24 protein-coding genes are annotated in these 25,931 nt (G+C 71.3%); 5 read left to right on the top strand and 19 right to left on the bottom strand.

All coding sequences use genetic code 11. The features are described 5' to 3' along the window. Positions 1–29: 29 nt before the first annotated feature. From nuoN to AC07DW_RS00245, 14 genes are read right to left on the bottom strand one after another with little or no spacing between them, the layout of a single operon-like run. Positions 30–1,694, bottom strand: coding sequence for an NADH-quinone oxidoreductase subunit NuoN (gene nuoN, locus AC07DW_RS00310; RefSeq protein ID WP_478855388.1), 1,665 nt, complete (start codon positions 1,692–1,694; stop codon positions 30–32). After that, positions 1,691–3,262: an NADH-quinone oxidoreductase subunit M gene (locus AC07DW_RS00305; protein WP_478855387.1), complete on the bottom strand. Its 1,572-nt coding sequence runs from the start codon at positions 3,260–3,262 to the stop codon at positions 1,691–1,693. Before AC07DW_RS00305 ends, nuoN begins: the two co-directional genes overlap by 4 nt. 5 nt (positions 3,263–3,267) lie before the next feature. Then, positions 3,268–5,208 (bottom strand): NADH-quinone oxidoreductase subunit L, encoded by a 1,941-nt coding sequence (gene nuoL / locus AC07DW_RS00300; protein ID WP_478855386.1) that lies wholly within the window; start codon positions 5,206–5,208, stop codon positions 3,268–3,270. An 11-nt stretch (positions 5,209–5,219) separates the two neighbouring features. Further along, positions 5,220–5,519, bottom strand: a complete 300-nt coding sequence (nuoK, locus tag AC07DW_RS00295) for an NADH-quinone oxidoreductase subunit NuoK (RefSeq protein ID WP_189554133.1) — start codon at positions 5,517–5,519, stop codon at positions 5,220–5,222. Beyond that, entirely contained in the window at positions 5,516–6,367 is an 852-nt protein-coding gene (locus AC07DW_RS00290; protein ID WP_478855385.1) for an NADH-quinone oxidoreductase subunit J, read from the bottom strand. Before AC07DW_RS00290 ends, nuoK begins: the two co-directional genes overlap by 4 nt. Beyond that, positions 6,364–6,990 (bottom strand): NADH-quinone oxidoreductase subunit NuoI, encoded by a 627-nt coding sequence (nuoI, locus tag AC07DW_RS00285; RefSeq protein WP_478855700.1) that lies wholly within the window; start codon positions 6,988–6,990, stop codon positions 6,364–6,366. Before nuoI ends, AC07DW_RS00290 begins: the two co-directional genes overlap by 4 nt. Continuing rightward, positions 6,977–8,338: an NADH-quinone oxidoreductase subunit NuoH gene (gene nuoH, locus AC07DW_RS00280; RefSeq protein ID WP_478855384.1), complete on the bottom strand. Its 1,362-nt coding sequence runs from the start codon at positions 8,336–8,338 to the stop codon at positions 6,977–6,979. Before nuoH ends, nuoI begins: the two co-directional genes overlap by 14 nt. After that, the gene (locus AC07DW_RS00275; protein WP_478855383.1) at positions 8,335–10,833 is read right to left on the bottom strand and encodes an NADH-quinone oxidoreductase subunit G; all 2,499 of its coding nucleotides are present in this window, start codon (positions 10,831–10,833) and stop codon (positions 8,335–8,337) included. Before AC07DW_RS00275 ends, nuoH begins: the two co-directional genes overlap by 4 nt. Then, entirely contained in the window at positions 10,830–12,173 is a 1,344-nt protein-coding gene (nuoF, locus tag AC07DW_RS00270) for an NADH-quinone oxidoreductase subunit NuoF (protein WP_478855382.1), read from the bottom strand. Before nuoF ends, AC07DW_RS00275 begins: the two co-directional genes overlap by 4 nt. Beyond that, a complete protein-coding gene (gene nuoE, locus AC07DW_RS00265) occupies positions 12,173–13,015 on the bottom strand; it encodes an NADH-quinone oxidoreductase subunit NuoE (protein WP_478855699.1) in 843 nt (280 codons plus the stop codon). Before nuoE ends, nuoF begins: the two co-directional genes overlap by 1 nt. A 20-nt stretch (positions 13,016–13,035) precedes the next feature. Next, complete coding sequence (locus AC07DW_RS00260; protein WP_478855381.1) at positions 13,036–14,358, bottom strand: NADH-quinone oxidoreductase subunit D; 1,323 nt, start codon at positions 14,356–14,358, stop codon at positions 13,036–13,038. Next, positions 14,355–15,083 carry an NADH-quinone oxidoreductase subunit C gene (locus AC07DW_RS00255; RefSeq protein WP_478855380.1) on the bottom strand — a complete coding sequence of 243 codons (729 nt, stop codon included), beginning with the start codon at positions 15,081–15,083 and terminating at the stop codon, positions 14,355–14,357. Before AC07DW_RS00255 ends, AC07DW_RS00260 begins: the two co-directional genes overlap by 4 nt. After that, positions 15,080–15,634, bottom strand: a complete 555-nt coding sequence (locus AC07DW_RS00250) for a NuoB/complex I 20 kDa subunit family protein (RefSeq protein WP_478855379.1) — start codon at positions 15,632–15,634, stop codon at positions 15,080–15,082. Before AC07DW_RS00250 ends, AC07DW_RS00255 begins: the two co-directional genes overlap by 4 nt. A gap of 17 nt (positions 15,635–15,651) precedes the next feature. Then, positions 15,652–16,011 carry an NADH-quinone oxidoreductase subunit A gene (locus AC07DW_RS00245; RefSeq protein WP_064070021.1) on the bottom strand — a complete coding sequence of 120 codons (360 nt, stop codon included), beginning with the start codon at positions 16,009–16,011 and terminating at the stop codon, positions 15,652–15,654. A 692-nt stretch (positions 16,012–16,703) separates the two neighbouring features. On the opposite strand from AC07DW_RS00245, the gene AC07DW_RS00240 reads away from it, so the two are divergent. Then, complete coding sequence (locus AC07DW_RS00240) at positions 16,704–17,549, top strand: C40 family peptidase (RefSeq protein WP_478855378.1); 846 nt, start codon at positions 16,704–16,706, stop codon at positions 17,547–17,549. On the opposite strand, the gene AC07DW_RS00235 is transcribed toward AC07DW_RS00240, so the two are convergent. After that, complete coding sequence (locus tag AC07DW_RS00235) at positions 17,513–18,799, bottom strand: benzoate/H(+) symporter BenE family transporter (RefSeq protein WP_478855377.1); 1,287 nt, start codon at positions 18,797–18,799, stop codon at positions 17,513–17,515. The two genes, AC07DW_RS00240 and AC07DW_RS00235, sit on opposite strands and share 37 nt — an antisense overlap. 4 nt (positions 18,800–18,803) lie before the next feature. After that, the gene (locus tag AC07DW_RS00230; RefSeq protein ID WP_478855376.1) at positions 18,804–19,712 is read right to left on the bottom strand and encodes an NAD(P)-dependent oxidoreductase; all 909 of its coding nucleotides are present in this window, start codon (positions 19,710–19,712) and stop codon (positions 18,804–18,806) included. Positions 19,713–19,818: 106 nt separating this feature from the next. Between AC07DW_RS00230 and AC07DW_RS00225 the strand changes: the two genes are divergently transcribed. Next, positions 19,819–20,829, top strand: a complete 1,011-nt coding sequence (locus AC07DW_RS00225) for a helix-turn-helix domain-containing protein (RefSeq protein ID WP_478855375.1) — start codon at positions 19,819–19,821, stop codon at positions 20,827–20,829. Here AC07DW_RS00225 and AC07DW_RS00220 read toward each other — a convergent pair. Continuing rightward, entirely contained in the window at positions 20,795–22,087 is a 1,293-nt protein-coding gene (locus AC07DW_RS00220; RefSeq protein ID WP_478855374.1) for a geranylgeranyl reductase family protein, read from the bottom strand. The two genes, AC07DW_RS00225 and AC07DW_RS00220, sit on opposite strands and share 35 nt — an antisense overlap. A 98-nt stretch (positions 22,088–22,185) precedes the next feature. Between AC07DW_RS00220 and AC07DW_RS00215 the strand changes: the two genes are divergently transcribed. Continuing rightward, complete coding sequence (locus AC07DW_RS00215) at positions 22,186–22,716, top strand: GNAT family N-acetyltransferase (RefSeq protein WP_478855373.1); 531 nt, start codon at positions 22,186–22,188, stop codon at positions 22,714–22,716. Between the two features lie 42 nt (positions 22,717–22,758). On the opposite strand, the gene AC07DW_RS00210 is transcribed toward AC07DW_RS00215, so the two are convergent. Continuing rightward, complete coding sequence (locus tag AC07DW_RS00210) at positions 22,759–23,388, bottom strand: TetR/AcrR family transcriptional regulator (protein WP_478855372.1); 630 nt, start codon at positions 23,386–23,388, stop codon at positions 22,759–22,761. Between the two features lie 118 nt (positions 23,389–23,506). Between AC07DW_RS00210 and AC07DW_RS00205 the strand changes: the two genes are divergently transcribed. After that, positions 23,507–24,121: a flavodoxin family protein gene (locus AC07DW_RS00205; protein ID WP_478855371.1), complete on the top strand. Its 615-nt coding sequence runs from the start codon at positions 23,507–23,509 to the stop codon at positions 24,119–24,121. Beyond that, positions 24,118–25,221 (top strand): NAD(P)H-dependent flavin oxidoreductase, encoded by a 1,104-nt coding sequence (locus AC07DW_RS00200; protein WP_478855370.1) that lies wholly within the window; start codon positions 24,118–24,120, stop codon positions 25,219–25,221. The genes AC07DW_RS00205 and AC07DW_RS00200 overlap by 4 nt, the downstream gene beginning before the upstream one ends. Positions 25,222–25,265: 44 nt before the next feature. Here the strand turns inward: AC07DW_RS00200 and AC07DW_RS00195 are convergent, their stop codons facing one another. Further along, the gene (locus AC07DW_RS00195; RefSeq protein WP_478855369.1) at positions 25,266–25,928 is read right to left on the bottom strand and encodes a hypothetical protein; all 663 of its coding nucleotides are present in this window, start codon (positions 25,926–25,928) and stop codon (positions 25,266–25,268) included. Positions 25,929–25,931 lie beyond the last annotated feature (3 nt).

Below are 25,931 nucleotides of genomic sequence, written 5' to 3'. Positions count from 1 at the left end.
GATGCCGGGCCCCGCGAGGTGCCGCCGGCTCAGCGGACGAAGACCCCCGCCTGTCCGGCCAGGTCGAGGAAGTACTGCGGCGCCACGCCCAGGGCCAGGGTGACCGCGACGCCCACGGCGATCGTCGTCATCGTGAGCGGCGACGGCACGGCGACCGTCGGGCCCTCCGGCTTCGGCTCGCTGAAGAACATCAGGACGATGACCCGGACGTAGAAGAACGCGGCGATCGCCGACGAGATCACGCCGATGACCACCAGCGTCCCAGCGCCGCCCTCCGCCGCCGCCTTGAAGACGGCGAACTTGCCCGAGAACCCGGAGGTGAGCGGGATACCGGCGAAGGCGAGCAGGAACACCGCGAAGACGGCGGCGACGAGGGGCGAACGCCGCCCGAGGCCGGCCCACTGGGACAGGTGCGTCGCCTCGCCGCCGGCGTCCCGCACCAGGGTGACGACCGCGAAGGCCCCCACCGTCACGAACGAGTACGCGCCCAGGTAGAACAGCACGGACGACACCCCGTCGGGCGTGGCCGCGATGACACCGGCGAGGATGAACCCGGCGTGGGCGATCGACGAGTAGGCGAGCAGCCGCTTGATGTCGGTCTGGGTGATCGCGACGATCGCGCCGGCGAGCATGGTGAGGATCGCGACGCCCCACATGACGGGCCGCCAGTCCCAGCGCAGTCCGGGGAGCACCACGTACAGCAGCCGCAGCATCGCGCCGAACGCGGCGACCTTCGTGGCGGCCGCCATGAAGCCGGTGACCGGCGTCGGGGCGCCCTGGTAGACGTCCGGGGTCCACATGTGGAACGGCACCGCGCCGACCTTGAACAGCAGGCCCATCAGCACCATCGCGAAGCCGATGAGCAGCAGCACGTCGTTGCCCATGGTCCCGGCGAGCGCCGGGGTGATGTCGGCGACGGACCCGTCCACCACGTCGGCGATCCGGGCGTACGACACCGAGCCCGCGTACCCGTACATGAGGGCGACGCCGAACAGCAGGAACGCCGACGAGAAGGCGCCCAGCAGGAAGTACTTCACCGCTGCTTCCTGCGACATCAGCCGCTTGCGGCGGGCCACCGCGCACAGCAGGTACAGCGGCAGGGAGAAGACCTCCAGCGCGATGAACAGCGTCAGCAGGTCGTTGGCCGCCGGGAAGACGAGCATGCCGCCCACGGCGAACAGGACCAGCGGGAAGACCTCGGTGGTGGTGAACCCCGCCTTGACGGCGGCCTTCTCCTGGTCGCTGCCCGGTACGGCGGCGGCCTCGGCGGCGAACGAGTCGACCCGGTGCCCGTGGTGGGCGGGGTCCAGCCGCCGCTCGGCGAAGGTGAACACGGCGACCAGCGAGGTCAGCAGGATGGTGCCCTGGAGGAACAGCGCGGGTCCGTCGACGGCGATGGCACCCATCGCGACGATGCCGGCCTTGGTGGTGGCGTGGCCGCCGGCCGCCAGGGCGACGACGGCCGCGAAGGCGGCGGTCAGCGCCACGACGGTCAGGAACACCTGCGCGTGGTAGCGGGCCCGGCGCGGCACGAAGGCCTCCAGCAGCACGCCCACCACCGCGGCGCCCACCACGATCAGCGTGGGTGCCAGCTGGGCGTACTCGATGGCCGGCGCCCCGATCTTGTCGGCGGCGGCCGGTTCGGCCGCCGTCGTCCACAGGCTGTGGACAGCCACTGCGGCTGATGCGCTCACTTGGCCGCCTCCACTTCCGGTCGCGGGTCCTTCTGCTGTACGTCGGACATGGTGTGCCGCACGGCCGGGTCGACGATCTCGGTCAGCGGCTTGGGGTAGACGCCCAGGAAGAGCAGCACGGCGATCAGCGGGGCGACCACCGCCAGCTCACGCGCCTTGAGGTCGGGCATCGCCCGCACCTCCTCCTTCACGGGCCCGGTCATCGTCCGCTGGTACAGGACCAGCGTGTAGAGCGCGGCGAGCACGATGCCGGTGGTCGCGACGACGCCCGCCACCGGGTAGCGGGCGAACGTGCCCACCAGGACCAGGAATTCGGAGACGAACGGCGCGAGGCCGGGCAGCGACAGCGTGGCCAGACCACCCACCAGGAACGTCCCGGCGAGCACCGGAGCCACCTTCTGCACGCCGCCGTAGTCGGCGATGAGCCGCGATCCGCGGCGCGTGATCAGGAATCCGGCCACCAGCATCAGCGCGGCGGTCGAGATCCCGTGGTTGACCATGTACAGGGTGGCCCCGGACTGGCCCTGGCTGGTCATCGCGAAGATGCCCATGACGATGAACCCGAAGTGGGAGATCGACGCGTACGCGATCAGTCGCTTGATGTCGCGCTGGCCGACCGCGAGCAGCGCCCCGTACACGATGCTGATCAGTGCCAGCACGATGATGACGGGCGTGGCCCACTTCGACGCCTCCGGGAACAGCTGGAGGCAGAACCGGAGCATCGCGAAGGTGCCGACCTTGTCGACGACCGCCGTGATGAGCACCGCCACCGGCGCGGTGGCCTCGCCCATCGCGTTGGGCAGCCAGGTGTGCAGTGGCCACAGCGGGGCCTTCACCGCGAAGGCGAAGAAGAACCCGAGGAACAGCAGCCGCTCGGTGTCGGTCGCCATCTCCAGCGACCCGCTGGCGCGGGCCTCGGCGATCTCCGCGAGGGAGAAGTTGCCGGCGACCACGTACAGGCCGATGACGGCGGCCAGCATGATGAGCCCGCCGACCAGGTTGTAGAGCAGGAACTTGACCGCGGCGTACGAGCGCTGGGCCGCCGCGTTCTCGTCGGAGCCCGTGTGGGCCCGGTCCCCGAAGCCGCCGATGAGGAAGTACATCGGGATGAGCATGGCTTCGAAGAGGATGTAGAAGAGGAAGACGTCGGTGGCGGCGAAGGAGAGGATCACCATCGCCTCGACCATCAGGATCAGGGCGAAGAAGCCCTGCGTCGGCCGCCACCGCGTGGACCGCGTCTCCAGGGGGTCGGCGTCGTGCCAGCCCGCCAGGACGATGAACGGGATCAGCAGCGCGGTGAGCGCGATCAGCGCCACCCCGATGCCGTCCACGCCCAGTTCGTACCGGACACCGAAGTCCTTGATCCAGGCGTGCGACTCGGTGAGCTGGTAGCGCGCGCCGTCCGGTTCGAACCGGACGGCCACGAGCGCGGCCAGGACCAGCGTGCCCAGGGAGACCAGCAGCGCCAGCCACTTGGCGGCCGTGCGGCGCGCGGCCGGGACGGCGGCGGTGAGGATCGCACCGGCGGCCGGCAGGGCCGCCGTCACCGTCAGGAGGGGGAACGACATGGTGGTCACACCCCCCTCATCAGCAGGGTCGCGGCGATCAGCACCGCCGTACCTCCGAACATCGAGACCGCGTAGGAGCGGGCGAAGCCGTTCTGCAGCTTGCGCAGCCGGCCGGACAGTCCGCCGACGGAGGCGGCGGTGCCGTTGACCACCCCGTCGACCAGGGTGTGGTCCATGTACACCAGTGAGCGGGTGAGGTGCTCGCCGCCGCGGACCAGGACGACGTGGTTGAAGTCGTCCTGGAGCAGGTCGCGACGGGCGGCGCGGGTGAGCAGCGAGCCGCGCGGGGCGACGACCGGGACGGGCCGGCGGCCGTACTGCGCGTACGCGATGCCGACGCCGATCAGCAGGACGACGACCGTGGAGGCGGTGATCGCGCCGGCGCCGATGGGCGGGTGCCCGTGCTCGAACGCGGTGACCGGCTTCAGCCAGTCGACGAACGCGCTGTTGAGCGAGAAGAGCCCGCCCGCGAAGACCGACCCGAAGGCCAGCAGGATCATCGGGACCGTCATGGACTTCGGCGACTCGTGCGGATGCGGCATCCGGCCGGCGTGGTCCTCGGCGGCCGGTTCGGCGCTGGGCACCGCGTCGGCGTCGGGGGCCGGCTGCCAGCGCTTCTCGCCGAAGAAGGTCATGATCATCACGCGGGTCATGTAGTACGCGGTGATGCCCGCGCCCAGCAGGGTGACCGCGCCGAGGATCCAGCCCTCGGTGCCGCCCTTGGCGAAGGCCGCCTCGATGATCTTGTCCTTGGACCAGAAGCCGGACAACCCCGGGAAGCCGATGATCGCCAGGTACCCGAGCCCGAAGGTCACGAAGGTCACCGGCATGTACCTCCGCAGGCCCCCGTACCTCCTCATGTCGACCTCGTCGTTCATGCCGTGCATGACCGAACCGGCGCCGAGGAACAGCCCGGCCTTGAAGAAACCGTGCGTCACCAGGTGCATGATCGCGAAGGCGTACCCGATCGGGCCGAGCCCGGCCGCCAGGATCATGTAGCCGATCTGCGACATCGTCGAACCGGCCAGCGCCTTCTTGATGTCGTCCTTGGCGCAACCGACGATCGCACCGAACAGGAGCGTGACCGCGCCGACCACCACGACCGCCAGCTGCGCGTCCGGGGCGGCGTTGAACACGGCGCCCGACCTGGTGATCAGGTAGACGCCGGCGGTCACCATCGTGGCCGCGTGGATCAGGGCCGAGACCGGGGTCGGGCCCTCCATCGCGTCACCGAGCCAGGACTGGAGCGGCACCTGCGCGGACTTGCCGCACGCGGCGAGCAGCAGCATCAGCCCGATGGCCGTCAGCATGCCCTCGCTCGTGTCGCCCGTCGCCGCGAGCACCGGCCCGAAGGCGAACGTCCCGAAGGTGGTGAACATCAGCATGATGGCGATCGACAGGCCCATGTCGCCGACCCGGTTGACCAGGAACGCCTTCTTCGCGGCGGTGGCCGCGCTGGGCTTGTGCTGCCAGAAGCCGATCAGGAGGTAGGAGGCGAGGCCGACGCCCTCCCAGCCGAAGTACAGCAGCAGGTAGTTGTCGGCGAGGACCAGCAGCAGCATCGCCGCCAGGAAGAGGTTCAGGTAGCCGAAGAAGCGGCGCCTGCGCTCGTCGTGCTCCATGTACCCGATCGAGTACACGTGGATGAGCGTGCCGACACCGGTGATGAGCAGGACGAAGGTCATCGACAGCTGGTCGAGCTGGAAGGCGATGTCCGCCCGGAAGCTCTCCACCGGCACCCAGCTGAACAGGTGCTGGTGCAGTGCCCGTTCCTCCGCGCCCCTGCCCAGCATGTCGAAGAAGAGCACCGCCCCGATGACGAAGGAGGCGGCGGCGAGCAGGGTGCCGAGCCAGTGCCCGGCCCTGTCCAGCCTCCTCCCGCCGCACAGCAGGACGGCGGCTCCCAGCAGGGGCGCCGCGACGAGCAGCGCGATCAGATTCTCCACGATTCAGCCCCTCACAGCTTCATCAGGCTGGCGTCGTCGACCGAGGCCGAGTGGCGGGAACGGAACAGCGACACGATGATCGCGAGCCCGACCACGACCTCCGCGGCGGCGACGACCATCGTGAAGAAGGCGATGATCTGGCCGTCGAGATTGCCGTGCATCCGGGAGAAGGCGACGAGCGCCAGGTTGCAGGCGTTGAGCATCAGCTCGACGCACATGAAGACGACGATCGCGTTCCGCCGGATCAGCACCCCGGCCGCACCGATGGTGAACAACAGGGAGGCCAGGTACAGGTAGTTGACCGGATTCACTGGGCGTTCTCCTCCTTACGGCCCTGCGGCCGGGACGCCTGCGGCTCCGACGGGCCGCGCCCCAGACGCTCCTCGGCGCGCTGCTCCAGCGCTCTGAGGTCCGCCAGCGCCTGCCGAGACACGTCGCGGACCTGGCCGCGCGCGCGAAGGGTCTTGCTGACGGTGAGTTCGGACGGCGTGCCGTCGGGGAGCAGACCGGCGATGTCCACGGCGTTGTGCCGGGCGTAGACACCGGGCGCCGGCAGCGGCGGCAGGTGCTTGCCCTCCCGTACGCGCCGCTCGGACAGCTCGCGCTGGGTGAGGGCCCGCTCGGTGCGCTCCCGGTGCGTCAGCACCATCGCGCCGACCGCGGCGGTGATCAGCAGCGCGCCGGTGATCTCGAAGGCGAAGACGTACGTGGTGAAGATCAGGGCCGCGAGGCCCTCCACGTTGCCTCCGGCGTTCGCCGTGCCGAGGCCCTCGAACGTGTCCAGCGAGGCCCTGCCGAGTCCGGCGGCCAGCAGGATGCCGAAACCCAGCCCGCAGGCGGCGGCCAGCCAGCGCTGGCCCTTGATGGTCTCCTTCAGCGAGTCGGCGGCGGTGACGCCGACGAGCATCACGACGAAGAGGAAGAGCATCATGATGGCGCCGGTGTAGACGATGATCTGCACGACGCCCAGGAAGTACGCCCCGTTGGCCAGGTAGAACACGGCCAGGATGATCATGGTCGCGGCCAGGCTCAGCGCACTGTGCACGGCCCTCTTCATCAGGATCGTGCCCAGCGCGCCGACGACGGCGATGGTGCCGAGCACCCAGAACTGGACGGCCTCGCCCGTGGAGGCCGCGCCGGCGGCGGCGAGCGCGCTCATGCGCCGATCACCTTCTTCGAGGCGGGCTCGCCCTGCCCGAAGTCCGACGCGCCCTCCTGCGGCTCGTCCCCGCCGTCGGCGGCCTGCCGGACCGTGCCGGGCGCGGCCTCCGTGACCAGGCCCCGGTAGTAGTCCTGCTCGGTCATGCCCGGGAAGATGGCGTGGGGGGAGGCGACCATGCCGTCGTCCAGACCCGCGAGGAGCTGTTCCTTGGTGTAGATCAGGTTCTCGCGGGAGCTGTCGGCCAGCTCGAACTCGTTCGTCATCGTCAGCGCCCGGGTCGGGCACGCCTCGATGCACAGTCCGCACAGGATGCAGCGGGCGTAGTTGATCTGGTAGACGCGGCCGTACCGCTCACCGGGCGAGTAGCGCTCCTCGTCCGTGTTGTCCGCGCCCTCCACGTAGATGGCGTCGGCCGGGCAGGCCCAGGCGCACAGCTCGCAGCCGACGCACTTCTCCAGGCCGTCCGGGTGGCGGTTGAGCTGGTGCCGGCCGTGGAAGCGCGGCGCCGTGGTCTTCTGCTGCTCCGGGTACTGCTCGGTGAGCCGCTTCTTGAACATGGCCTTGAAGGTCACGCCGAAGCCGGCGACCGGATTCTGGAAGTTGCTCTCAGACACCGTCAGCCTCCTTTCCGTCACTGTCAGTATTGACGCCACCACTGACAATCAACTCGCCGTCACGGCGCGGCCGTCGGCGCGGCACGGGCGGCAGGGTCTGACCGGGCAGCGGCGGCACGGGGAATCCGCCGGCCATCGGATCGAACTCGGCGGGCGGCGCCGCGTCGCCCTCCGCCTCCCGACCGGACTTCTTGTCGCGGAAGATGTCGACCACGAAGGAGAGGAGGAGGACCGCGATGACCGCGCCCGCCACGTACAGCACGATCTCCTGGAAGTCGTAGTTCTCGTTGCGCAGCGCCCGCACGGTGGCGACCAGCATCAGCCAGACCACCGAGACGGGGATGAGGACCTTCCAGCCGAGCTTCATCAGCTGGTCGTAGCGGACCCGGGGCAGCGTGCCGCGCAGCCAGATGAAGAAGAACAGCAGCAGCTGCACCTTGATGACGAACCAGAGCATCGGCCACCAGCCGTGGTTCGCGCCCTCCCAGAAGGTGGAGACCGGGTACGGGGCCCGCCAGCCGCCCAGGAAGAGGGTCACCGACACCGCCGAGACGGTCACCATGTTCACGTACTCGGCGAGCATGAACATCGCGAACTTGATGGAGCTGTACTCGGTGTTGAAACCACCGACCAGGTCGCCCTCGGACTCGGGCATGTCGAACGGGGCGCGGTTGGTCTCACCGACCATCGTGACGACGTAGATGATGAACGAGACCGGCAGCAGGATGATGTACCAGCGGTCCGCCTGCGCCTCGACGATCGCCGACGTCGACATCGACCCGGAGTAGAGGAAGACGGAGGCGAAGGCGGCACCCATCGCGATCTCGTAGGAGATCATCTGCGCGCACGACCGCAGCCCGCCGAGCAGCGGATACGTCGAGCCGGACGACCAGCCGGCGAGCACGATGCCGTAGATGCCGACGGAGGCGACCGCGAGGATGTAGAGCATCGCGATCGGCAGGTCGGTCAGCTGCATCGTGGTGCGCTGCCCGAAGATCGAGACCTCGTTGCCGGCCGGGCCGAAGGGGATCACCGCGATCGCCATGAACGCGGGAATCGCGGCCACGATCGGCGCGAGGACGTAGACGACCTTGTCGGCCCGTTTGACGACCAGGTCCTCCTTCAGCATCAGCTTGACGCCGTCCGCGAGGGACTGGAGCAGGCCCCAGGGGCCGTGCCGGTTGGGGCCGATGCGCAGCTGCATCCAGGCGACGACCTTGCGCTCCCACACGATGGAGAAGAGCACGGTGATCATCAGGAAGGCGAAGCAGAAGACCGCCTTGACCACCACGAGCCACCAGGGGTCGCGGCCGAACAGGGACAGGTCCTCCGCTGCCAGGGTGTACGGGATCATGCCTCCACCTCCGTGGCGGCCGCGGACTTCGGGGTCGTCGGGGCGAGGCGGACCAGCTGTCCGGGAGCCGCGCCCGTGGCGGACAGGACGCCGCCGGGGGTCGAGTTAAGCGGCAGCCAGACCACCCGGTCGGGCATGTCGGTGACCTTCAGGGGAAGCTCGACCGAACCGGCCGGGCCGGTCACCGACAGCAGGTCGCCGTCCTTGACGCCCGTCTCCGCCGCCGTGGCCGCCGACAGGCGGGCCGGGGCGGCGTGCCGGGTGCCCGCCAGGGCCTCGTCGCCCTGCTGGAGGACGCCCAGGTCCAGCAGCATCCGGTGCCCGGCCAGCACCGCCTCGCCCTCGCCCGCGCGGGGCAGCGGCACGGCGGACTCCACCGGGTCGCCCGCCCGCGTGCCGTCCCAGGCGCCGAGCCGGTCCATCTCGCGCCGCACGGCCTTCACGTCCGGCAGGGCGAAGCCCACGTCCATCACGTCGGCGAGCATGTGCAGCACCCGCGCGTCCGACGGGGCGAGCGTGCGCGTCATGTGCTCCGGCTTCAGCGCGGCCTCGAACATCCGCACCCTGCCCTCCCAGTTCAGGAAGGTGCCGGACTTCTCCGCGACCGCGGCCACCGGGAGGACCACGTCCGCCCGCTCGGTGACCTCGCCCGGCCGCAGCTCCAGCGACACCACGAACGCCGCGTCCAGGGCCTCACGCGCGCGTGTCGCGTCTGGCAGGTCCGCCACCTCGACGCCGGCGACCACCAGGGCACCCAGCTCGCCGGTGGCCGCGGCCTCCAGGATCTGGCCCGTGTCCCGGCCGTACCGGTGCGGCAGCTCCCGTACGCCCCAGGCGGCGGCGACCTCGTCACGCGCGCGCGGATCGGTCGCGGGGCGCCCGCCCGGCAGCAGCGAGGGGATCGCGCCCGCCCACACCGCGCCGCGCTCACCGGCCCGGCGCGGGATCCACACCAGTTCCGCCCCGGTCGCCGCCGCGGCGCGCACCGCCGCGGTCAGCCCGCCCGGCACTCCCGCCAGCCGCTCACCGACCACGATGACCGCGCCGGGCTCCCGCAGCGCGCCGGAGGCGGCGGTGCCGTCCCCGTCCAGCCCCGTCCCGGCGGCCAGCGCGTCCAGCCACTCGGGCTCCGTCCCGGGCGCGGCCGGCAGCAGGGTGCCGCCCGCCTTCTCCAGGCCCCGGGTCGGGTACGCCGCCAGCGCGTACGTCCGCTGCCCCTTCTTGCGCCACGCCTTGCGCAGCCGCAGGAAGACGCCCGGCGCCTCCTCCTCGGCCTCCAGCCCGACGAGCAGCACCGCCGGGGCCTTCTCCAGGGAGGAGTAGGTGACTCCGCCGCCGTCCAGGTCCCGGCCCCGCCCGGCGACCCGGGCGGCCAGGAAGTCGGCCTCCTCGCCGCTGTGCACGCGGGCGCGGAAGTCGATGTCGTTGGTGTCGAGGGCGACGCGGGCGAACTTGGCGTACGCGTACGCGTCCTCGACGGTCAGCCGCCCGCCGGTCAGGACGCCGGTGCGCCCCCGGACCAGGCCGCGGGCCGCCGCCTCCAGGGCTTCCGGCCAGGAGGCCGGCTCCAGCTCGCCCGTCAAGGCGCTGCGCACCAGCGGCGTGGTGAGCCGGTCACGCGCCTGCGCGTACCGGAACGCGAAGCGCCCCTTGTCGCACACCCACTCCTCGTTGACCTCCGGGTCGTTGGCTGCCAGCCGCCGCATGACCTTGCCGCGCCGGTGGTCGGTGCGGGTGGCGCAGCCGCCCGCGCAGTGCTCGCACACGCTCGGCGAGGAGACCAGGTCGAAGGGGCGGGAGCGGAACCGGTACGCCGCCGAGGTCAGCGCGCCGACCGGGCAGATCTGGATGGTGTTGCCGGAGAAGTACGACTCGAAGGGGTCACCCTCGCCGGTGCCGACCTGCTGGAGCGCGCCCCGCTCGATCAGCTCGATCATCGGGTCGCCGGCGATCTGGTTGGAGAACCGGGTGCAGCGGGCGCACAGCACGCACCGCTCACGGTCGAGCAGCACCTGCGTGGAGATCGGCACGGGCTTCTCGTAGGTGCGCTTGCTGCCCTCGAAGCGGGAGTCGGCCCGCCCGTGCGACATGGCCTGGTTCTGCAGGGGGCACTCGCCGCCCTTGTCGCAGACCGGGCAGTCCAGCGGGTGGTTGATGAGCAGCAGCTCCATCACCCCCACCTGGGCCTTCTCGGCGACGGGCGAGGTGAGCTGGGACTTGACGACCATGCCGTCGGTGCAGGTGATGGTGCAGGAGGCCATCGGCTTGCGCTGGCCCTCCACCTCGACGATGCACTGCCGGCAGGCGCCGGCCGGGTCGAGCAGCGGGTGGTCGCAGAACCGGGGGATCTCGATGCCGAGCTGCTCGGCGGCGCGGATGACGAGCGTCCCCTTGGGGACGGAGGTCTCGATGCCGTCGATGGTCAGGGTGACCAGGTCCTCGGGCGGGACGGCCGCGCCGCCGCCCCCGGCGGGGCCGGATGCCATGACGGTCACGCCGTCACCTCCACGTGGTTGTCCGCCCAGGCGGTCGACTTGGCCGGGTCGAAGGGGCAGCCCTTGCCCGTGATGTGCTGCTCGTACTCGCCGCGGAAGTACTTCAGCGAGGAGAAGATCGGTGAGGCGGCGCCGTCACCGAGGGCGCAGAACGACTTGCCGTTGATGTTGTCGGCGATGTCGTTCAGCTTGTCGAGGTCGCCAAGGGTGCCGGTGCCGCTCTCGATGGCCCGCAGCAGCTGGACGAGCCAGTAGGTGCCTTCACGGCAGGGGGTGCACTTGCCGCAGGACTCGTGGGCGTAGAACTCGGTCCACCGGGTGACCGCCCGCACCACGCACGTCGTCTCGTCGAAGCACTGGAGCGCCTTGGTGCCGAGCATCGAGCCGGCCGCGCCGACGCCCTCGTAGTCGAGGGGGACGTCGAGGTGCTCGTCGGTGAACATCGGCGTGGACGAGCCGCCGGGCGTCCAGAACTTCAGCCGGTGGCCGGGCCGCATCCCGCCGCTCATGTCCAGCAGCTGGCGCAGGGTGATGCCGAGCGGCGCCTCGTACTGGCCGGGCGAGGCGACGTGGCCGCTGAGCGAGTAGAGCGTGAACCCGGGGGACTTCTCGCTGCCCATCGACCTGAACCAGTCCTTGCCCCGGTTGAGGATCGCGGGAACCGACGCGATGGACTCGACGTTGTTCACCACGGTGGGGCACGCGTACAGACCGGCGACCGCGGGGAAGGGGGGACGCAGCCGGGGCTGGCCGCGGCGGCCTTCGAGCGAGTCGAGCAGCGCGGTCTCCTCACCGCAGATGTACGCGCCGGCGCCGGCGTGCACGGTGAGTTCGAGGTCGAGTCCGCTGCCGAGGATGTCCGTGCCGAGGTAGCCCGCCGCGTACGCCTCTCGCACCGCCTCGTGCAGCCTGCGCAGCACGGGGACGACCTCGCCGCGCAGGTAGATGAAGGCGTGGCTGGACCTGATCGCGTAGCAGGCGATCACGATGCCCTCGATGAGGGAGTGCGGATTGGCGAAGAGGAGCGGGATGTCCTTGCAGGTCCCGGGCTCCGACTCGTCGGCGTTGACGACGAGGTAGTGGGGTTTGCCGTCGCCCTGGGGGATGAACTGCCACTTCATCCCGGTGGGGAAGCCGGCGCCGCCGCGGCCGCGGAGGCCGGAGTCCTTCACGTACGCGATGAGGTCGTCGGGCGTCATGGCGAGGGCTTTCTTCAGTCCCTCGTAGCCGTCGTGCCGCTTGTAGGTCTCCAGCGTCCAGGAGTCCGGCTGGTCCCAGAACGCGGACAGGACCGGTGCGAGCAGCTTGTCGGGGCTGGTCGTCTCGGGTGCCAACGTCATCACTCCCCCTCCTCGGTGGCCAGGCCGTCCTGGCCGGCCGGGCCGACCGGCCCCGACGGATGGCGCGGGTCGGAGGCCGAGGTCGGCTGCGGCGCGTCGTGCGAGCTCAGGTGGCCCGAGCCGGGCGCGGGCTCCTCCTGCGGGGCCTCGCCGCGCGGGTGGACCACGCGTGCGCCGGGCGTGGCCTCGCCCTTGGCGAGCTTCAGGCCCACCAGCGAGGCGGGGCCGGCGCCACCGGTCGCCTCGACCGCGCCGGGGCGCTCGTCGGGGAAACCGGCCAGGATGCGGGCGGTCTCCTTGTACGTGCACAGGGGCGCGCCGCGGGTCGGCTCGACGGGGCGGCCGGCGCGCAGGTCGTCGACGAGCCGCTTGGCGGAGTCGGGCGTCTGGTTGTCGAAGAACTCCCAGTTGACCATCACCACGGGGGCGAAGTCGCAGGCGGCGTTGCACTCGATGTGTTCGAGGGTGACCTTGCCGTCCGGGGTGGTCCCGTTGTTGCCGACGCCGAGGTGCTGCTGGAGCTCCTCGAAGATCGCGTCGCCGCCCATGACCGCGCACAGGGTGTTGGTGCACACCCCGACCTGGTAGTCGCCGGACGGCTTGCGCCGGTACATCGTGTAGAAGGTGGCCACCGCGGTGACCTCGGCCGTGGTCAGGCCGAGCACCTCCGCGCAGAACCGCATGCCCGTGCGGGAGACGTATCCCTCCTCGGACTGCACCAGGTGCAGCAGCGGCAGCAGGGCGGAGCGGCTGTCGGGGTAGCGGGCGACGACCTCCCCGGCGTCCGCTTCGAGCCGGGCGCGTACATCGGCCGGGTAATCGGGGGCGGGGAGCTGCGGCATCCCCAAGCTGACGTCTGTCATTACCGGTCGACGCCTCCCATCACGGGGTCGATGGACGCGACGGCGACGATGACGTCGGCGACCTGGCCGCCCTCGCACATCGCCGCCATGGCCTGAAGGTTGGTGAACGACGGGTCGCGGAAGTGGACCCGGTAGGGGCGGGTGCCGCCGTCGCTGACGACGTGGACGCCCAGCTCGCCCTTGGGCGACTCGACCGCCGTGTAGCTCTGGCCGGGCGGTACCCGGAAGCCCTCGGTGACCAGCTTGAAGTGGTGGATCAGGGCCTCCATGGAGGTGCCCATGATCTTCTTGATGTGGTCCAGCGAGTTGCCGAGTCCGTCGGGGCCGAGGGCCAGCTGGGCGGGCCACGCGATCTTCTTGTCGGCGACCATCACCGGGCCCGGCTCCAGCCGCTCCAGGCACTGCTCGACGATCCGCAGCGACTGGCGCATCTCCTCCAGCCGGATCAGGAAGCGGCCGTAGGCGTCGCAGCTGTCGGCGGTCGGGACGTCGAAGTCGTACGTCTCGTAGCCGCAGTACGGGTCGGTCTTGCGCAGGTCGTGCGGGAGGCCCGCCGAGCGCAGGATCGGGCCGGTGGCCCCGAGGGCCATGCAGCCGGCCAGGTCCAGGTAGCCGATGTCCTGCATGCGGGCCTTGAAGATGGGGTTGCCGGTGGCGAGCTTGTCGTACTCCGGCATGTTCTTGTTCATCGTCTTCACGAACTCGCGAAGCTGGTCGACGGCGCCGGGCGGCAGGTCCTGGGCGAGGCCGCCGGGGCGGATGAACGCGTGGTTCATCCGGAGCCCGGTGATCAGTTCGTACAGGTCCAGGATCATCTCGCGGTCCCGGAAGCCGTAGATCATGATCGTGGTGGCGCCCAGCTCCATGCCGCCGGTGGCGATGCACACCAGGTGGGAGGAGAGCCGGTTGAGCTCCATCAGCAGGACGCGGATGACCGTCGCGCGGTCGGGGATCTGGTCCTCGATGCCGAGGAGCTTCTCCACGCCCAGGCAGTACGCCGCCTCGTTGAAGAACGGCGTCAGGTAGTCCATGCGCGTCACGAACGTGGTGCCCTGCGTCCAGGTCCGGTACTCGAGGTTCTTCTCGATGCCGGTGTGGAGGTAGCCGATGCCGCAGCGGGCCTCGGTGACGGTCTCGCCGTCGATCTCCAGGATGAGCCGGAGCACGCCGTGCGTGGACGGGTGCTGCGGGCCCATGTTGACGACGATCCGCTCGTCGTCGGCCTTGGCCGCGGACTGGACGACCTCGTCCCAGTCGCCGCCGGTGACCGTGTAGACGGTGCCCTCCGTGGTCTCGCGGGGGCTGGCAGGTGGAGTGGTCACGAGTACGACCTCCGCTGGTCCGGAGCCGGGATCTGGGCGCCCTTGTACTCGACGGGGATGCCGCCGAGGGGGTAGTCCTTGCGCTGCGGGAAGCCCTGCCAGTCGTCCGGCATCATGATCCGGGTGAGGGCGGGATGGCCGTCGAAGACCAGACCGAAGAAGTCGTACGTCTCGCGCTCGTGCCAGTCGTTGGTGGGGTACACCTCGACTAGCGACGGGACGTGCCGATCGGCGTCCGGGGCGGAGACCTCCAGCCGGATCAGCCGGCCGTGGGTGAGCGAGCGCAGGTGGTACACCGCGTGCAGCTCGCGTCCCTTGTCCCCGGGGTAGTGGACGCCGCTCACTCCCGTACAGAGCTCGAAGCGCAGGGCGGGGTCGTCGCGCAGGGTGCGGGCGACGCGGACGAGGTGTTCGCGGGCGATGTGGAAGGTGAGCTCGCCGCGGTCGACGACGGTCTTCTCGATGGCGTTCTCCGGGAGGAGGCCCTGCTCCTCCAGGGCGCCTTCGAGCTCGTCGGCGACCTCGTCGAACCAGCCGCCGTAGGGGCGGACGGCCGGGCCCGGCAGGCGCACGGAGCGGACGAGGCCGCCGTAGCCGGAGGTGTCGCCGCCGCTGTTCGCGCCGAACATGCCGCGCTGGACCCGGACCTCCTCCCCGTGCGAGCCGCGCTGCCCGGGCAGGTTCTGCGCGCCGAGGTCGTTGTCGGGGTCGGGCCGGTCGCTCATCGGAGCAGCCCCTTCATCTCGATCGTGGGCAGCGCCTTGAGCGCGGCCTCCTCCGCCTCGCGGGCCGCTTCCCGGGCGTTGACGCCGAGCTTGGAGCCCTGGATCTTCTGGTGGAGCTTGAGGATCGCGTCGATCAGCATCTCCGGACGCGGCGGGCAGCCCGGCAAATAGATGTCCACCGGGACGATGTGGTCGACACCCTGGACAATCGCGTAATTGTTGAACATGCCGCCCGATGAGGCGCAAACGCCCATGGAGATGACCCACCTGGGGTTCGGCATCTGGTCGTAGACCTGCCGCAGGACGGGCGCCATCTTCTGGCTCACCCGGCCGGCCACGATCATCAGGTCGGCCTGGCGCGGTGAGCCGCGGAAGACCTCCATGCCGAAGCGCGCCAGGTCGTACCGCCCGGCGCCGGTCGTCATCATCTCGATGGCGCAGCAGGCGAGGCCGAAGGTCGCGGGGAAGACGGACGCCTTGCGCACCCAGCCCGCGGCTTGTTCGACGGTCGTCAGCAGAAAACCGCTCGGCAGTTTCTCTTCGAGTCCCATTGGTGCCCCTCAGCCCCTCAGTCCCATTCCAGGCCGCCGCGCCGCCACACGTACGCGTAGGCGACGAAGACGGTGAGCACGAAGAGCAGCATCTCCACGAGCCCGAAAAGCCCCAGGGCGTCGAAGCTGACGGCCCAGGGGTAGAGGAAGACGATCTCGATGTCGAAGACGATGAAGAGCATCGCCGTCAGGTAGTACTTGATGGGGAAGCGGCCCCCTCCGGCCGGAGTGGGCGTCGGCTCGATACCGCACTCGTATGCCTGCAGCTTCGCCCGGTTGTACCTCTTTGGGCCGATAAGCGTGGCCATGACCACGGAAAAGATCGCAAACCCTGCCCCGAGGGCGCCGAGCACGAGGATGGGCGCGTAGGCATTCACGCTCCTCGCTCCTTCCAGTCGTCCTTGACCGATGGACCGCACCGGGCACCGTCTCGCCGCCTCGCGAAGATCGTGCACATGTGAGGCAGTTCACAAGCCCGACTGCTTCGCATCCTATGCCCGTCGATCTGTGATCTGCGACACGGGGTACGGCAACGCCCTTGTGATCTCCACCACCCGACGAAGGATCATGAATCACCGGCAGAGGTGATCTTCACACCGGGCGTGTCCAGACACTCACAAGACGTGACATTTTCGGGGGTCACGGCAGGTCAGAGGGGCGCGGCTCTATCAAGGGATGGCACGTACAGGCAAATTGGCCCTGGGCCCCCTGGGGTGATAAAGAGCCTCGCTTCACTCACTTGAGGGGCCCGTCGGTACCGAAGTGGACACGTGCGCGCTTTCACGATCTTCCGGGCATCTTCGGCGGTGATCACACCGTGACCTGCGTCACTTCAGGAAGGGCCGGACAAAAGCGGGCTTGGCCACCGGCGTGAAGGGGTGGTAAGCGAGCGGCAATTCGGACGTTTCGCGGAAAATCCATGATCACGGGCCTGATCGCCCTAGTCCGGTTTGTCCGTTACGGCGTCAATAAGGCCCCAAGGGAAGCGGATTCACCGAATCCGCGCGCAACTGTGGCGCAACACACGTTTCTTGATGGGAACCGTGAACCCCTGATAGCGGTTGTACTCATGTCCCACACCGCTCACATACCCAGCCACCGGAAGCCCCGCCGCAGCGCTTCGAAGCTCGCGCTGCGGGCCGGAGTTGCCGGTGGCGTCCTCGGCACCATCGCGGTGGCCGGTGCTGCCGGGCCGGCGAACGCCGAGCCGGTGACCGAGACCATCGAAATGCCCACCCTCAACGCGGACCTGTCCGCGGACCTGTCGAGCGCCGTGGCCGCCTCCGCCGAGGCGACCCAGCAGATCGCGCTCGACCAGGAGCTGCAGGCCCAGGAGGACGCCGCGGCCGCCAAGGCCGCGAAGGACGCCAAGCAGGCCAAGGCCGAGGCGGAGCGCAAGGCCGAGGCCGAGGAGGCCGAGCGCAAGGCCGAGGCGAAGGCCCAGGCCGCCGCCGAGCGCGCCTCCCGCTCCGCCGAGCGCACCACGCTGTCCGCGTCCGCGTCCGCCGACTCCTCCTCCGACGAGGACGGCGGCGGCTCCTCCTACGACTCCGGCCAGGCGACCGGCTCCGCCGCGGCGATCGTGGCCTTCGCCCGCGCCCAGGTCGGCGACGCGTACGTCATGGGCAGCACCGGCCCCAACTCCTGGGACTGCTCCGGGCTCGTCCAGGCCGCCTACCGCCAGGCCGGCATCGAGCTCCCGCGCGTCTCCGGCGACCAGTCGAGCCGCGGCACCTCCGTCTCGCTGGACAACCTCCAGCCCGGCGACATCCTCTACTGGGGCAGCCGGAGCAAGTACCACGTCGCGATCTACGTGGGCGGGGGCATGTTCGTCGGCGCGCAGAACCCCGGCACCGGTGTCGTCGAGCGGTCGCTCGACTACGACATGCCGTCCGGCGCGGTCCGCGTGCTCTGAGGCGTACGCACACGGCGTGAAGGGCCGTCGCTCCCCCGCTCGGGGAGGGAGCGACGGCCCTTCGGCGTGCCCGCGCCCAGCAGGACGTGGGCGGCGACGCCGGCGATCAGGCCCCAGAAGGGCGAGCCGATCCCGGCGATCGTGACGCCCGACGCGGTGGCCAGGAACGTGACGACGGAAGCCTCCCGGTGGCGCTCGTCGGCGACCGTACGGGCCAGGCTCCCCGCGATCGAGCCGAGCAGCGCCACCCCGGCGAGCGTGGCGACCAGGGCGTCCGGCAGCCCGGTGAACAGCGCCACCAGGGTGGAGCCGAAGCAGCCCACCACCAGGTACCCGACCCCGCACGCCACCCCGGCGATCCACCGCTTCGCCGGGTCCCGGTGCGCGTCCGGTCCGGTGCAGATCGCCGCCTTGATGGCGGCCGGGTTCACCGCGTGCGACCCGAACGGCGCGAGGAGCACCGACACCAGGCCCGTCGTCCCGCACACCACCCGGCTGTCCGGCCGGTATCCCGCCGCCTCCAGCACGGCGACGCCCGGCGCGTACTGCCCCGCCAGGGTCGCCACCAGCAGCGGCACACCGATCCCGACGAGCGCGCCGACCGAGAACTGAGGCACCGTGACATGGGGGACGGCGAGCCCCAGTCCGGGCAGATCGACCCGCAGCCCGCCCGTCGCCCCCGCGACCGCCAGCCCGGCCCCCAGCGCGCACACCACGGCGTACGTGGGTACCAGCCGCCGCGCCGCCAGGTACGCCAGCAGCATCCCGCCGGCGAGCAGCGGGGCGGAGCGCACCGAGGTGAAGACGGCCGTGCCGAAGGAGAACAGCGTCCCGGCGAGCATCGCCGCCACCACACCGGCCGGGACGCGGGCCATCACCCGCGCGAAGACCCCCGTCGCCGTGAGCGCGGTGGCGGCCACACCCGCCGCGAGGAACGCGCCGACGGCCTCGGCGTAGCCGTGCTGGGGCAGGGCGGTGACCAGGATCGCCGCGCCGGGCGTGGAGAACGCGGTGATGACGGGGGCGCGGCTCCACCAGCTGAGCCCCACGCAGGTGACGCCCGCGCCGATGGAGACCGCCCACACCCACGACGAGGTCTCCGCCGCCGACAGGCCCGCCGCCGAAGCGGCGGCCAGGACGAGCGCGAGCGGCCCCGCGTACGAGACCACCATGGCGACCGTCCCCGCGGTCACCGCGGTCAGCGGAACGGCTCCACCGGTGCGTATCGGCCCACGCGGTTCACTGGTCATGCGGTCATCGTGCCGCACCCGTTCGGGGCCGGCGGAACGCGTCCACCAGACGGGCATAGCTGTCGCCGCCGTAGCCCCGCGCCACGGCCCCGGCCATCAGCTCCCGGTGGAGCTCCGGCAGCCGCCCGTCGACGCCCCGCGCCCGGCCCGCGTGCAGCAGGTGCTCGACCGCGGCCAGCTGTACGTCGATGGTGGCGTCGTCGCCCGGGTAGGCACCGGCGTCGATCTGGCCGGCGTACCGGTCCATGAAGCCGCTCACGGTCGTCAGCCAGCGGACGGCGACCGGGGTGAACGCGCCCGCCGTCACCCCGTCCGCGCCGACCAGTGCCGTGGCGTGCAGCCAGCCGCCGAACGCCGACCACATCAGCCCCAGCAGCCCCGCGTCGTACAGCGGGGCGAGCCCGGCGTCGGCGCCCAGGCCGACCGGGTCGCCCAGCACGGCGAGGGTCTCCCGGTGCGCGGCGAACACCTCGGGCGACCCGCTGTAGAGGATCATGCTCGTGCGCAGTCCCACGCCCTCCGGGGTCGTCATGATGCCGCCGTCCAGGTAGCCGGCCCCGTGCCCGGCGGCCCAGGACGCCATCTCGCGGGCCTGCTCGGGCGATCCGGACGTCAGGTTGACCAGGGTGCGGCCGGCGAGGGCGCCGGTGACCGGCTCCAGCAGGGCGCGCACCGCCGCGTAGTCCAGGACGCAGACCACGACGAGGCCGCTCGCGGCTACGGCGTCGGCGACCGTGTCCGCGCGGACCGCGCCTTCGGCGGCCAGGGCGTCGGCCTTGGCGGGCGTGCGGTTCCAGACGGTGGTGGGGTGGCCCGCGGCGAGGAGGGCGGCGGCGAGCGCCGAGCCCATGCGGCCCAGGCCCAGGACGGTGACGGGTGCTGCTCCGGTGTGTGTGCCAGGTGCGTCATTCATGATCGTCAGACTCGCAGCGGGCCGCCGGCGCCGACAGCGGCAGGACTGCCCGTCTCCGCAAAATTCCTGCCGCGCGCCCGGCGGCAACGCCGTACGCTCGGGGCCCATGAGCCCCGGGACCGTCGCCATCGCCGTCGTACCCGACCCGGAGCTGGGCGTCTCGCCGTGGGAGATGTACGAACTGTCGATCGCCCTCGCGGTGTTCGGCATCCCGCACGCCGACCTCGCCGCCCCCTGGTACGACCTGCTCCTCTGCGGCTCCGGCGGCCCCACGCCCGGCCCCTACGCGCTGCGCACCGAGCACGGCCTCGACGCCCTCGCCGGCGCGGACACCGTCATCGTGCCGTCCGTGCCGGAACGGGTCGTGGACGACGGCGAGGAGGTCCCCGCCGACCTGGTCGAGGCGCTGCGCGCGGCCGCCGCCTCCGGAGCGCGCATGGTGTCGCTGTGCACCGGCGCCTTCGCGCTCGCCGCGGCCGGGCTCCTCGACGGCCGCCGCGCCACCGCCCACTGGCAGCACACCGCCCAACTGGCCGCCCGTCACCCGTCGGTGACCGTCGACGACTCCGTCCTCTACACCGACGAGGGCACCGTCCTGACCAGCGCGGGCGCCACGGCGGCGCTCGACCTGTGCCTGCACCTGGTGCGCCGCGACCTGGGCGCCCGGGTGGCCAACCAGCTCGCCCGCCGCCTGGTCGTCCACGCCCACCGGGCGGGCGGCCAGGCCCAGTTCATCGACACGCCGGTGCCGCCCGCGGGCGGCGACGGGCTCGGTCCCGTACTCCAGTGGGCCGTCGAGCACCTCTCCGACCCGCTCACCGTCGACGACCTGGCGCGCCGCGCCCGGATGAGCCCGCGCAGCTTCCACCGGCGCCTGCTGGAGACGACCGGGACGACGCCCCTGAAGTGGCTGCTCCAGCAGCGCATCGCCCACGCCCAGCTGCTGCTGGAGTCGACCGACCTGTCCGTCGAGCGGATCGGCGAGAGCAGCGGCCTGGGGACCGCGGCGAACCTGCGGCGCCACTTCGCGCGGTCGGTGGGGGTGCCCCCCACCGACTACCGCAGGGCGTTCCGGGCGGCCGTCAGGCCTTCGGGGCGACCTTCGACAGACCGTTGATGATGCGGTCCATCGCGTCGCCACCGGTCGGGTCGGTGAGGTTCGCCAGCATCTTCAGCGTGAACTTCATCAGCAGCGGGTGGGTCAGACCGCGCTGCGCGGCGATCTTCATGACCTTCGGGTTGCCGATCAGCTTCACGAACGCGCGGCCCAGCGTGTAGTAGCCGCCGTAGGTGTCCTTGAGGATCTTCGGGTAGTTGTGCAGGGCCAGCTCGCGCTGCGCCGGGGTCGCGCGGGCGTGCGCCTGGACGATGACGTCGGCGGCGAGCTGCCCGGACTCCATGGCGTAGGCGATGCCCTCGCCGTTGAAGGGGTTGACCAGACCGCCCGCGTCGCCGACCAGCAGCAGGCCGCGCGTGTAGTGCGGCTGGCGGTTGAAGGCCATGGGCAGGGCGGCTCCGCGGATCGGGCCGGTCATGTTCTCGGGGACGTACCCCCAGTCCTCCGGCATGGAGGCGCACCAGGCCTTCAGCACCTCGCGCCAGTCCAGCTCCTTGAAGGAGTCGGACGTGTTGAGCACGCCGAGGCCGACGTTGGACGTGCCGTCGCCCATGCCGAAGATCCAGCCGTAGCCGGGCAGCAGCCGGTCCTCGCCGGGGCCGCGGCGGTCCCACAGCTCCAGCCAGGACTCCAGGTAGTCGTCCTCGTGGCGCGGACTGGTGAAGTACGTCCGGACGGCCACGCCCATCGGCCGGTCCTCGCGCCGGTGCAGGCCCATGGCCAGGGACAGGCGCGTGGAGTTGCCGTCGGCGGCGACGACGAGCGGGGCGTGGAAGGTGACGGGCGTCTTCTCCTCGCCCAGCTTCGCGTGCACGCCGGTGATCCGGCCGGTGCGGTCGTCGACGACCGGGGCGCCGACGTTGCACCGCTCGTAGAGCCGCGCCCCGGCCTTCTGGGCCTGGCGGGCGAGCTGCTCGTCGAAGTCGTCGCGCTTGCGGACCAGTCCGTAGTCCGGGTAGCTGGCCAGGTCCGGCCAGTCGAGCTGGAGGCGGACACCGCCGCCGATGATGCGCAGGCCCTTGTTGCGGAGCCAGCCGGCCTCCTCGGAGATGTCGATGCCCATGGCCACCAGCTGCTTGGTGGCGCGGGGCGTCAGGCCGTCGCCGCAGACCTTCTCGCGCGGGAAGGCGGTCTTCTCCAGGAGCAGGACGTCCAGGCCGGCCTTGGCGAGGTAGTACGCGGTCGTCGATCCGGCCGGACCGGCCCCGACGACGATCACATCCGCGGTGTGTTCGGAGAGGGGCTGCTGCTCGGTCACGGCGGGGTCTCCCGAATACTCGAAACTGCGTACCGGACGGCACAGGACGTGTGCAGTCTATGGGGACGTACCGATCACCGACCCGAAGGGCCACCCCGATGACCGAGCTGCTCCCCGGCGCCGTCGAGCCCGTCCTCCGGCTGCGCGTACCGACGCACGAGGACGCGTACGCCTGGCACCGGGTCTTCGACGACCCGGAGGTCATGGAGTTCTTCCAGGGCGGCCCGGCCGAGCTGTCCGTCTACCACGAGGTCACCGCCCGTCAGCGCCGGCACGACGCCGAGCTGGGCTTCTGCCTGTGGACGCTGCTGGACGAGGACGGCGAGGTCATCGGCTTCACGGGCGCCCAGCCGTGGCCGCACGCGTGGGGGCCGGCCGGCGAGATCGAGATCGGCTGGCGGCTGGCGCGCTCCGCGTGGGGCAAGGGGTACGCGACGGCCGCCGCCCGCGCCACTGTGGAGCGGCTGCGGGCGGCGGGGGTGGAGCGGGTGGTCGCCATGGTCAACACCCGCAACGAGCGGTCGGTCGCGGTGACGCGGCGGCTGGGGATGACCCGGGCGGAGACGTACGCCATCCCCGGCAGCGGCGGCCAGGAGGGGTACTGCTTCCGCCTGGACCTCGCCACCTGATCCGCCCCCGGTACGGCACCGGTGCGGGTGAGCGCCGGGTGATCAGCCCCCGCGTACGGGCCGGAGACGGCTCTGGCCCGCGGCTCCGAGCAGCAGCACGGTGTGCAGCCACAGGTCGTCGAGGACAGTGGGGTCGTTCTTGAGCTTGGCGAACATGACCAGTCCTTCGAGGTGGGCGACCACGGCTCGCGCGGTGGCCGCCGTGGCCCGCTCGCGGGGGACGGTTCCTTCGTCGGCGGCGTCGCCGAGGGTGGCGGCGACGAGGGCGATCTGTTCGTCGAAGATCTCTTCCAGGCGGGCCCGCACGGCGGGCTCCTGGGTGGACAGCTCCAGTGCCAGGTTGCCGAGGAGGCAGCCCTCGACCGTCCCCGAGGTCTCCTTCATCCGGCGCTGGACCTGCGCCATGCTGTCCAGGAGTCGTCGCAGGCGGTCGAGGGCGGGGCCGGTGGCGGCCAGCTCGCTTGTCCAGCAGTTGCGCTCGGCGTTCCAGTAGGCGTCGACGGCCTCGACCGTCAGCGCCTGCTTGGATGCGAAGAAGTGGTAGAAACTGCCCTTCTTCACCTCTGCCTCGGCGCAGATCTCGGCAACGCCGAGGCTGCTGTAGCCGCGGCTCTGCATCAGTTCACCGGCGGCGTCGATGAGGCGGTCGCGTGCCGTGCTGGTGCGTCCCATGGGGGCGAGTATACGTCCGGTCAACTAACGGGCCTTCGGGCTAGTAAATAGTTGACCGGTCGTCTAGAGTCGCTCCTGTTGATCCGCGCACCCCGTCACCGAGAGCGAAGAGGCACCCATGTCCGCGCCACTTTCCGTCGTCATCGCCCATCACAGCGGCTACGGCCACACGGGGCGCCAAGCCGCCGCCGTCGCGGCCGGCGTCGATTCGGTCCCCGGCGTGTGCGCCGATCCACGGGACGTCGCCACCCTGGACGACAGCCTCTGGGCGGCTCTTGAGGACGCCGACGCCATCGTTTTCGGCTCGCCCACCTACATGGGGTCCACCTCCGCCGTCTTTCAGCGGTTCGCCGAGGCCAGCGGCAAGGTATGGGCCGAGCAGGGATGGCAGGGCAAGCTCGCGGCCGGTTTCACCAACTCCGCCGGCATCAACGGCAACAAGGACAACGCCCTGCTCTCCCTGGCCGTCCTCGCCGCGCAGCACGGCATGACGTGGGTCTCGCTCGGCCTGCTCCCCGGCTGGGCCTACACCTCCACCGGAAGCCCGGACGACCTCAACCGCCTCGGCGGCTTCGTCGGCGCCATGGCCCAGTCCTCCTCCGACCTCGGCCCCGACCAGGCCCCCACCGACTCGGACCTGCGCACCGCCCACCACCTCGGCGCCCGCGTCGCCCGCACCGCGCTGCAGTTCGTCCACGGCCGCGAGGCCGCCGCCCTGGCGGTGACCGCATGAGCGGCCCGGGCAGGCTCGGCGATCTGCTGGGCATCGACCACCCCATCGTCCAAGGCCCCTTCGGCGGCGGACTCTCCTCCGTCGCCCTCGCCGCCGCGGTCAGTGAGGGCGGCGGCCTCGGCTCCTACGGCGCGCACATCCTCACCCCCCAGGCGATCACCGGGCTCGTCACCGAACTGAAGGCCGCCACGAGCCGGCCGTTCGCCGTGAACCTCTGGGTGCCGCTGGAGGGCGAGCGGTCCGCACTGCCGGACCACGCCGAACTCACCGCCCACACCGAGCGGCTCCGTCCCTACTACGACGAACTCGGCGCCGCAGCCCCCGCTTACGAGGACGTCGAAGCCCTGCCCGACTTCGACGACCAGATCGACGCGCTCCTCGCCGCCGCGCCACCCGTCATCAGCTTCGTCATGGGCGTCCCGCCCCGCCGTGTCGTCGACGAGGCGCGCCGCCGGGGCATCGCCCTGATCGGCACGGCGACGACAGTGGACGAGGCCGTCGCCCTCGACGACGCGGGCCTCGACGCGATCGTGGCCTCGGGCAGCGACGCGGGCGGGCACCGCGGGGCGTTCCACGCGCCCGTACGGGAGTCCCTGGTGGGCACCTTCTCGCTGGTGCCGCAGATCGCCGACGCCGTGACCGCGCCGGTCATCGCCGCGGGCGGCATCGCCGACGGCCGCGGCATCCGGGCCGCCCTCGCCCTCGGCGCCGACGCCGTGCAGCTCGGCACCGCGTTCCTCGCCACCCGGGAATCCGGCGCGAGCGACGCCCACAAGCACCGGCTCGGGACCCCAGCGGCCCGGACGACCGTCCTCACCCGGCTCTTCTCCGGCCGCACCGCCCGCGGCATACCCAACCGGTTCGTCCGCGACATGGCGGCGTACGAGGACGCCGTGCCCCCTTACCCCGTTCAGAACGCCCTGATGCAACCCATCCGCCGGGTCGCCGCCGCCCAGGGGAGGCCGGAGTACGTGAACCTGTGGGCCGGACAGGCGGCGGCGCTGGCCGGCGACGACCTGGGGGCAAGGGAGTTCCTGGCCCACCTGGTCGAGGAGCTCTCACGCCAGGGCGCTCCCCCGGGATCACGTGGCAGCCGCTGAAGAAGCCCGCGCCTGCCGCCGTCGCGGATGTCGCCCGCCCGTGATCAACGCAGCTGGCCTACGTCGTCGAGCGTCCACGTCGACAGGGCGACGTCGAACGTCTCGCGGGCGACGGCCCAGCTGTCGTCCTGCACGGTGAAGTAGATGGCGTACTCGGTGCCGTCCTCCGCGATGTACGACTGGTCGACGGCGTGGATCCTCCTGCCGCCCTTGTCCGTGTAGGTGTACTCCCAGACGGCCCCGGGCCGGCCCTGGAAGGTGTTGGCCTCCAGGCGGATGCGCTGGTAACCGGCGTTCCTCTTGCGGGAGTTGGCCTCCAGGGCGGTGAGGTTGTCCAGGGAGGTGTACGGGGCCGCGTGGACGACGCCGACGAGGAGGTGGGACATGCCGGTGGAACCGGCGTAGGTGACCTGTCCCGCCGACTCCTCCTTGACGCTGTCCCAGACGGACGGCACGGCGAGGGAGAACCCGGCGGGGTCGGCCACCATCCGGTACCCCTCGGGCACGTCCGGCCCTTCCTGGGCGGTGTCGCCCGGGCCATTGCCCGGTGAGGGGCTGCCGCCCCGGGCGGGGGTGCCGTCCGATGAGGGGCTCTGCCCCGGGGAGGGCTGCCGGCCGGCGCCGGTGGCCGGTGTCCCGGACACGGTGACGGCCGGTCCGCCGTCCGCCGGGGGCGCGGGCTCGTCGCGGTCCTTCAGCAGGAGCACGCC

This window comes from Streptomyces sp. NPDC045701, from assembly GCF_056432045.1.
The sequence above is the reverse complement of the archived record's forward strand: the minus strand, read 5'-3'. Positions and strand labels throughout refer to the sequence as shown.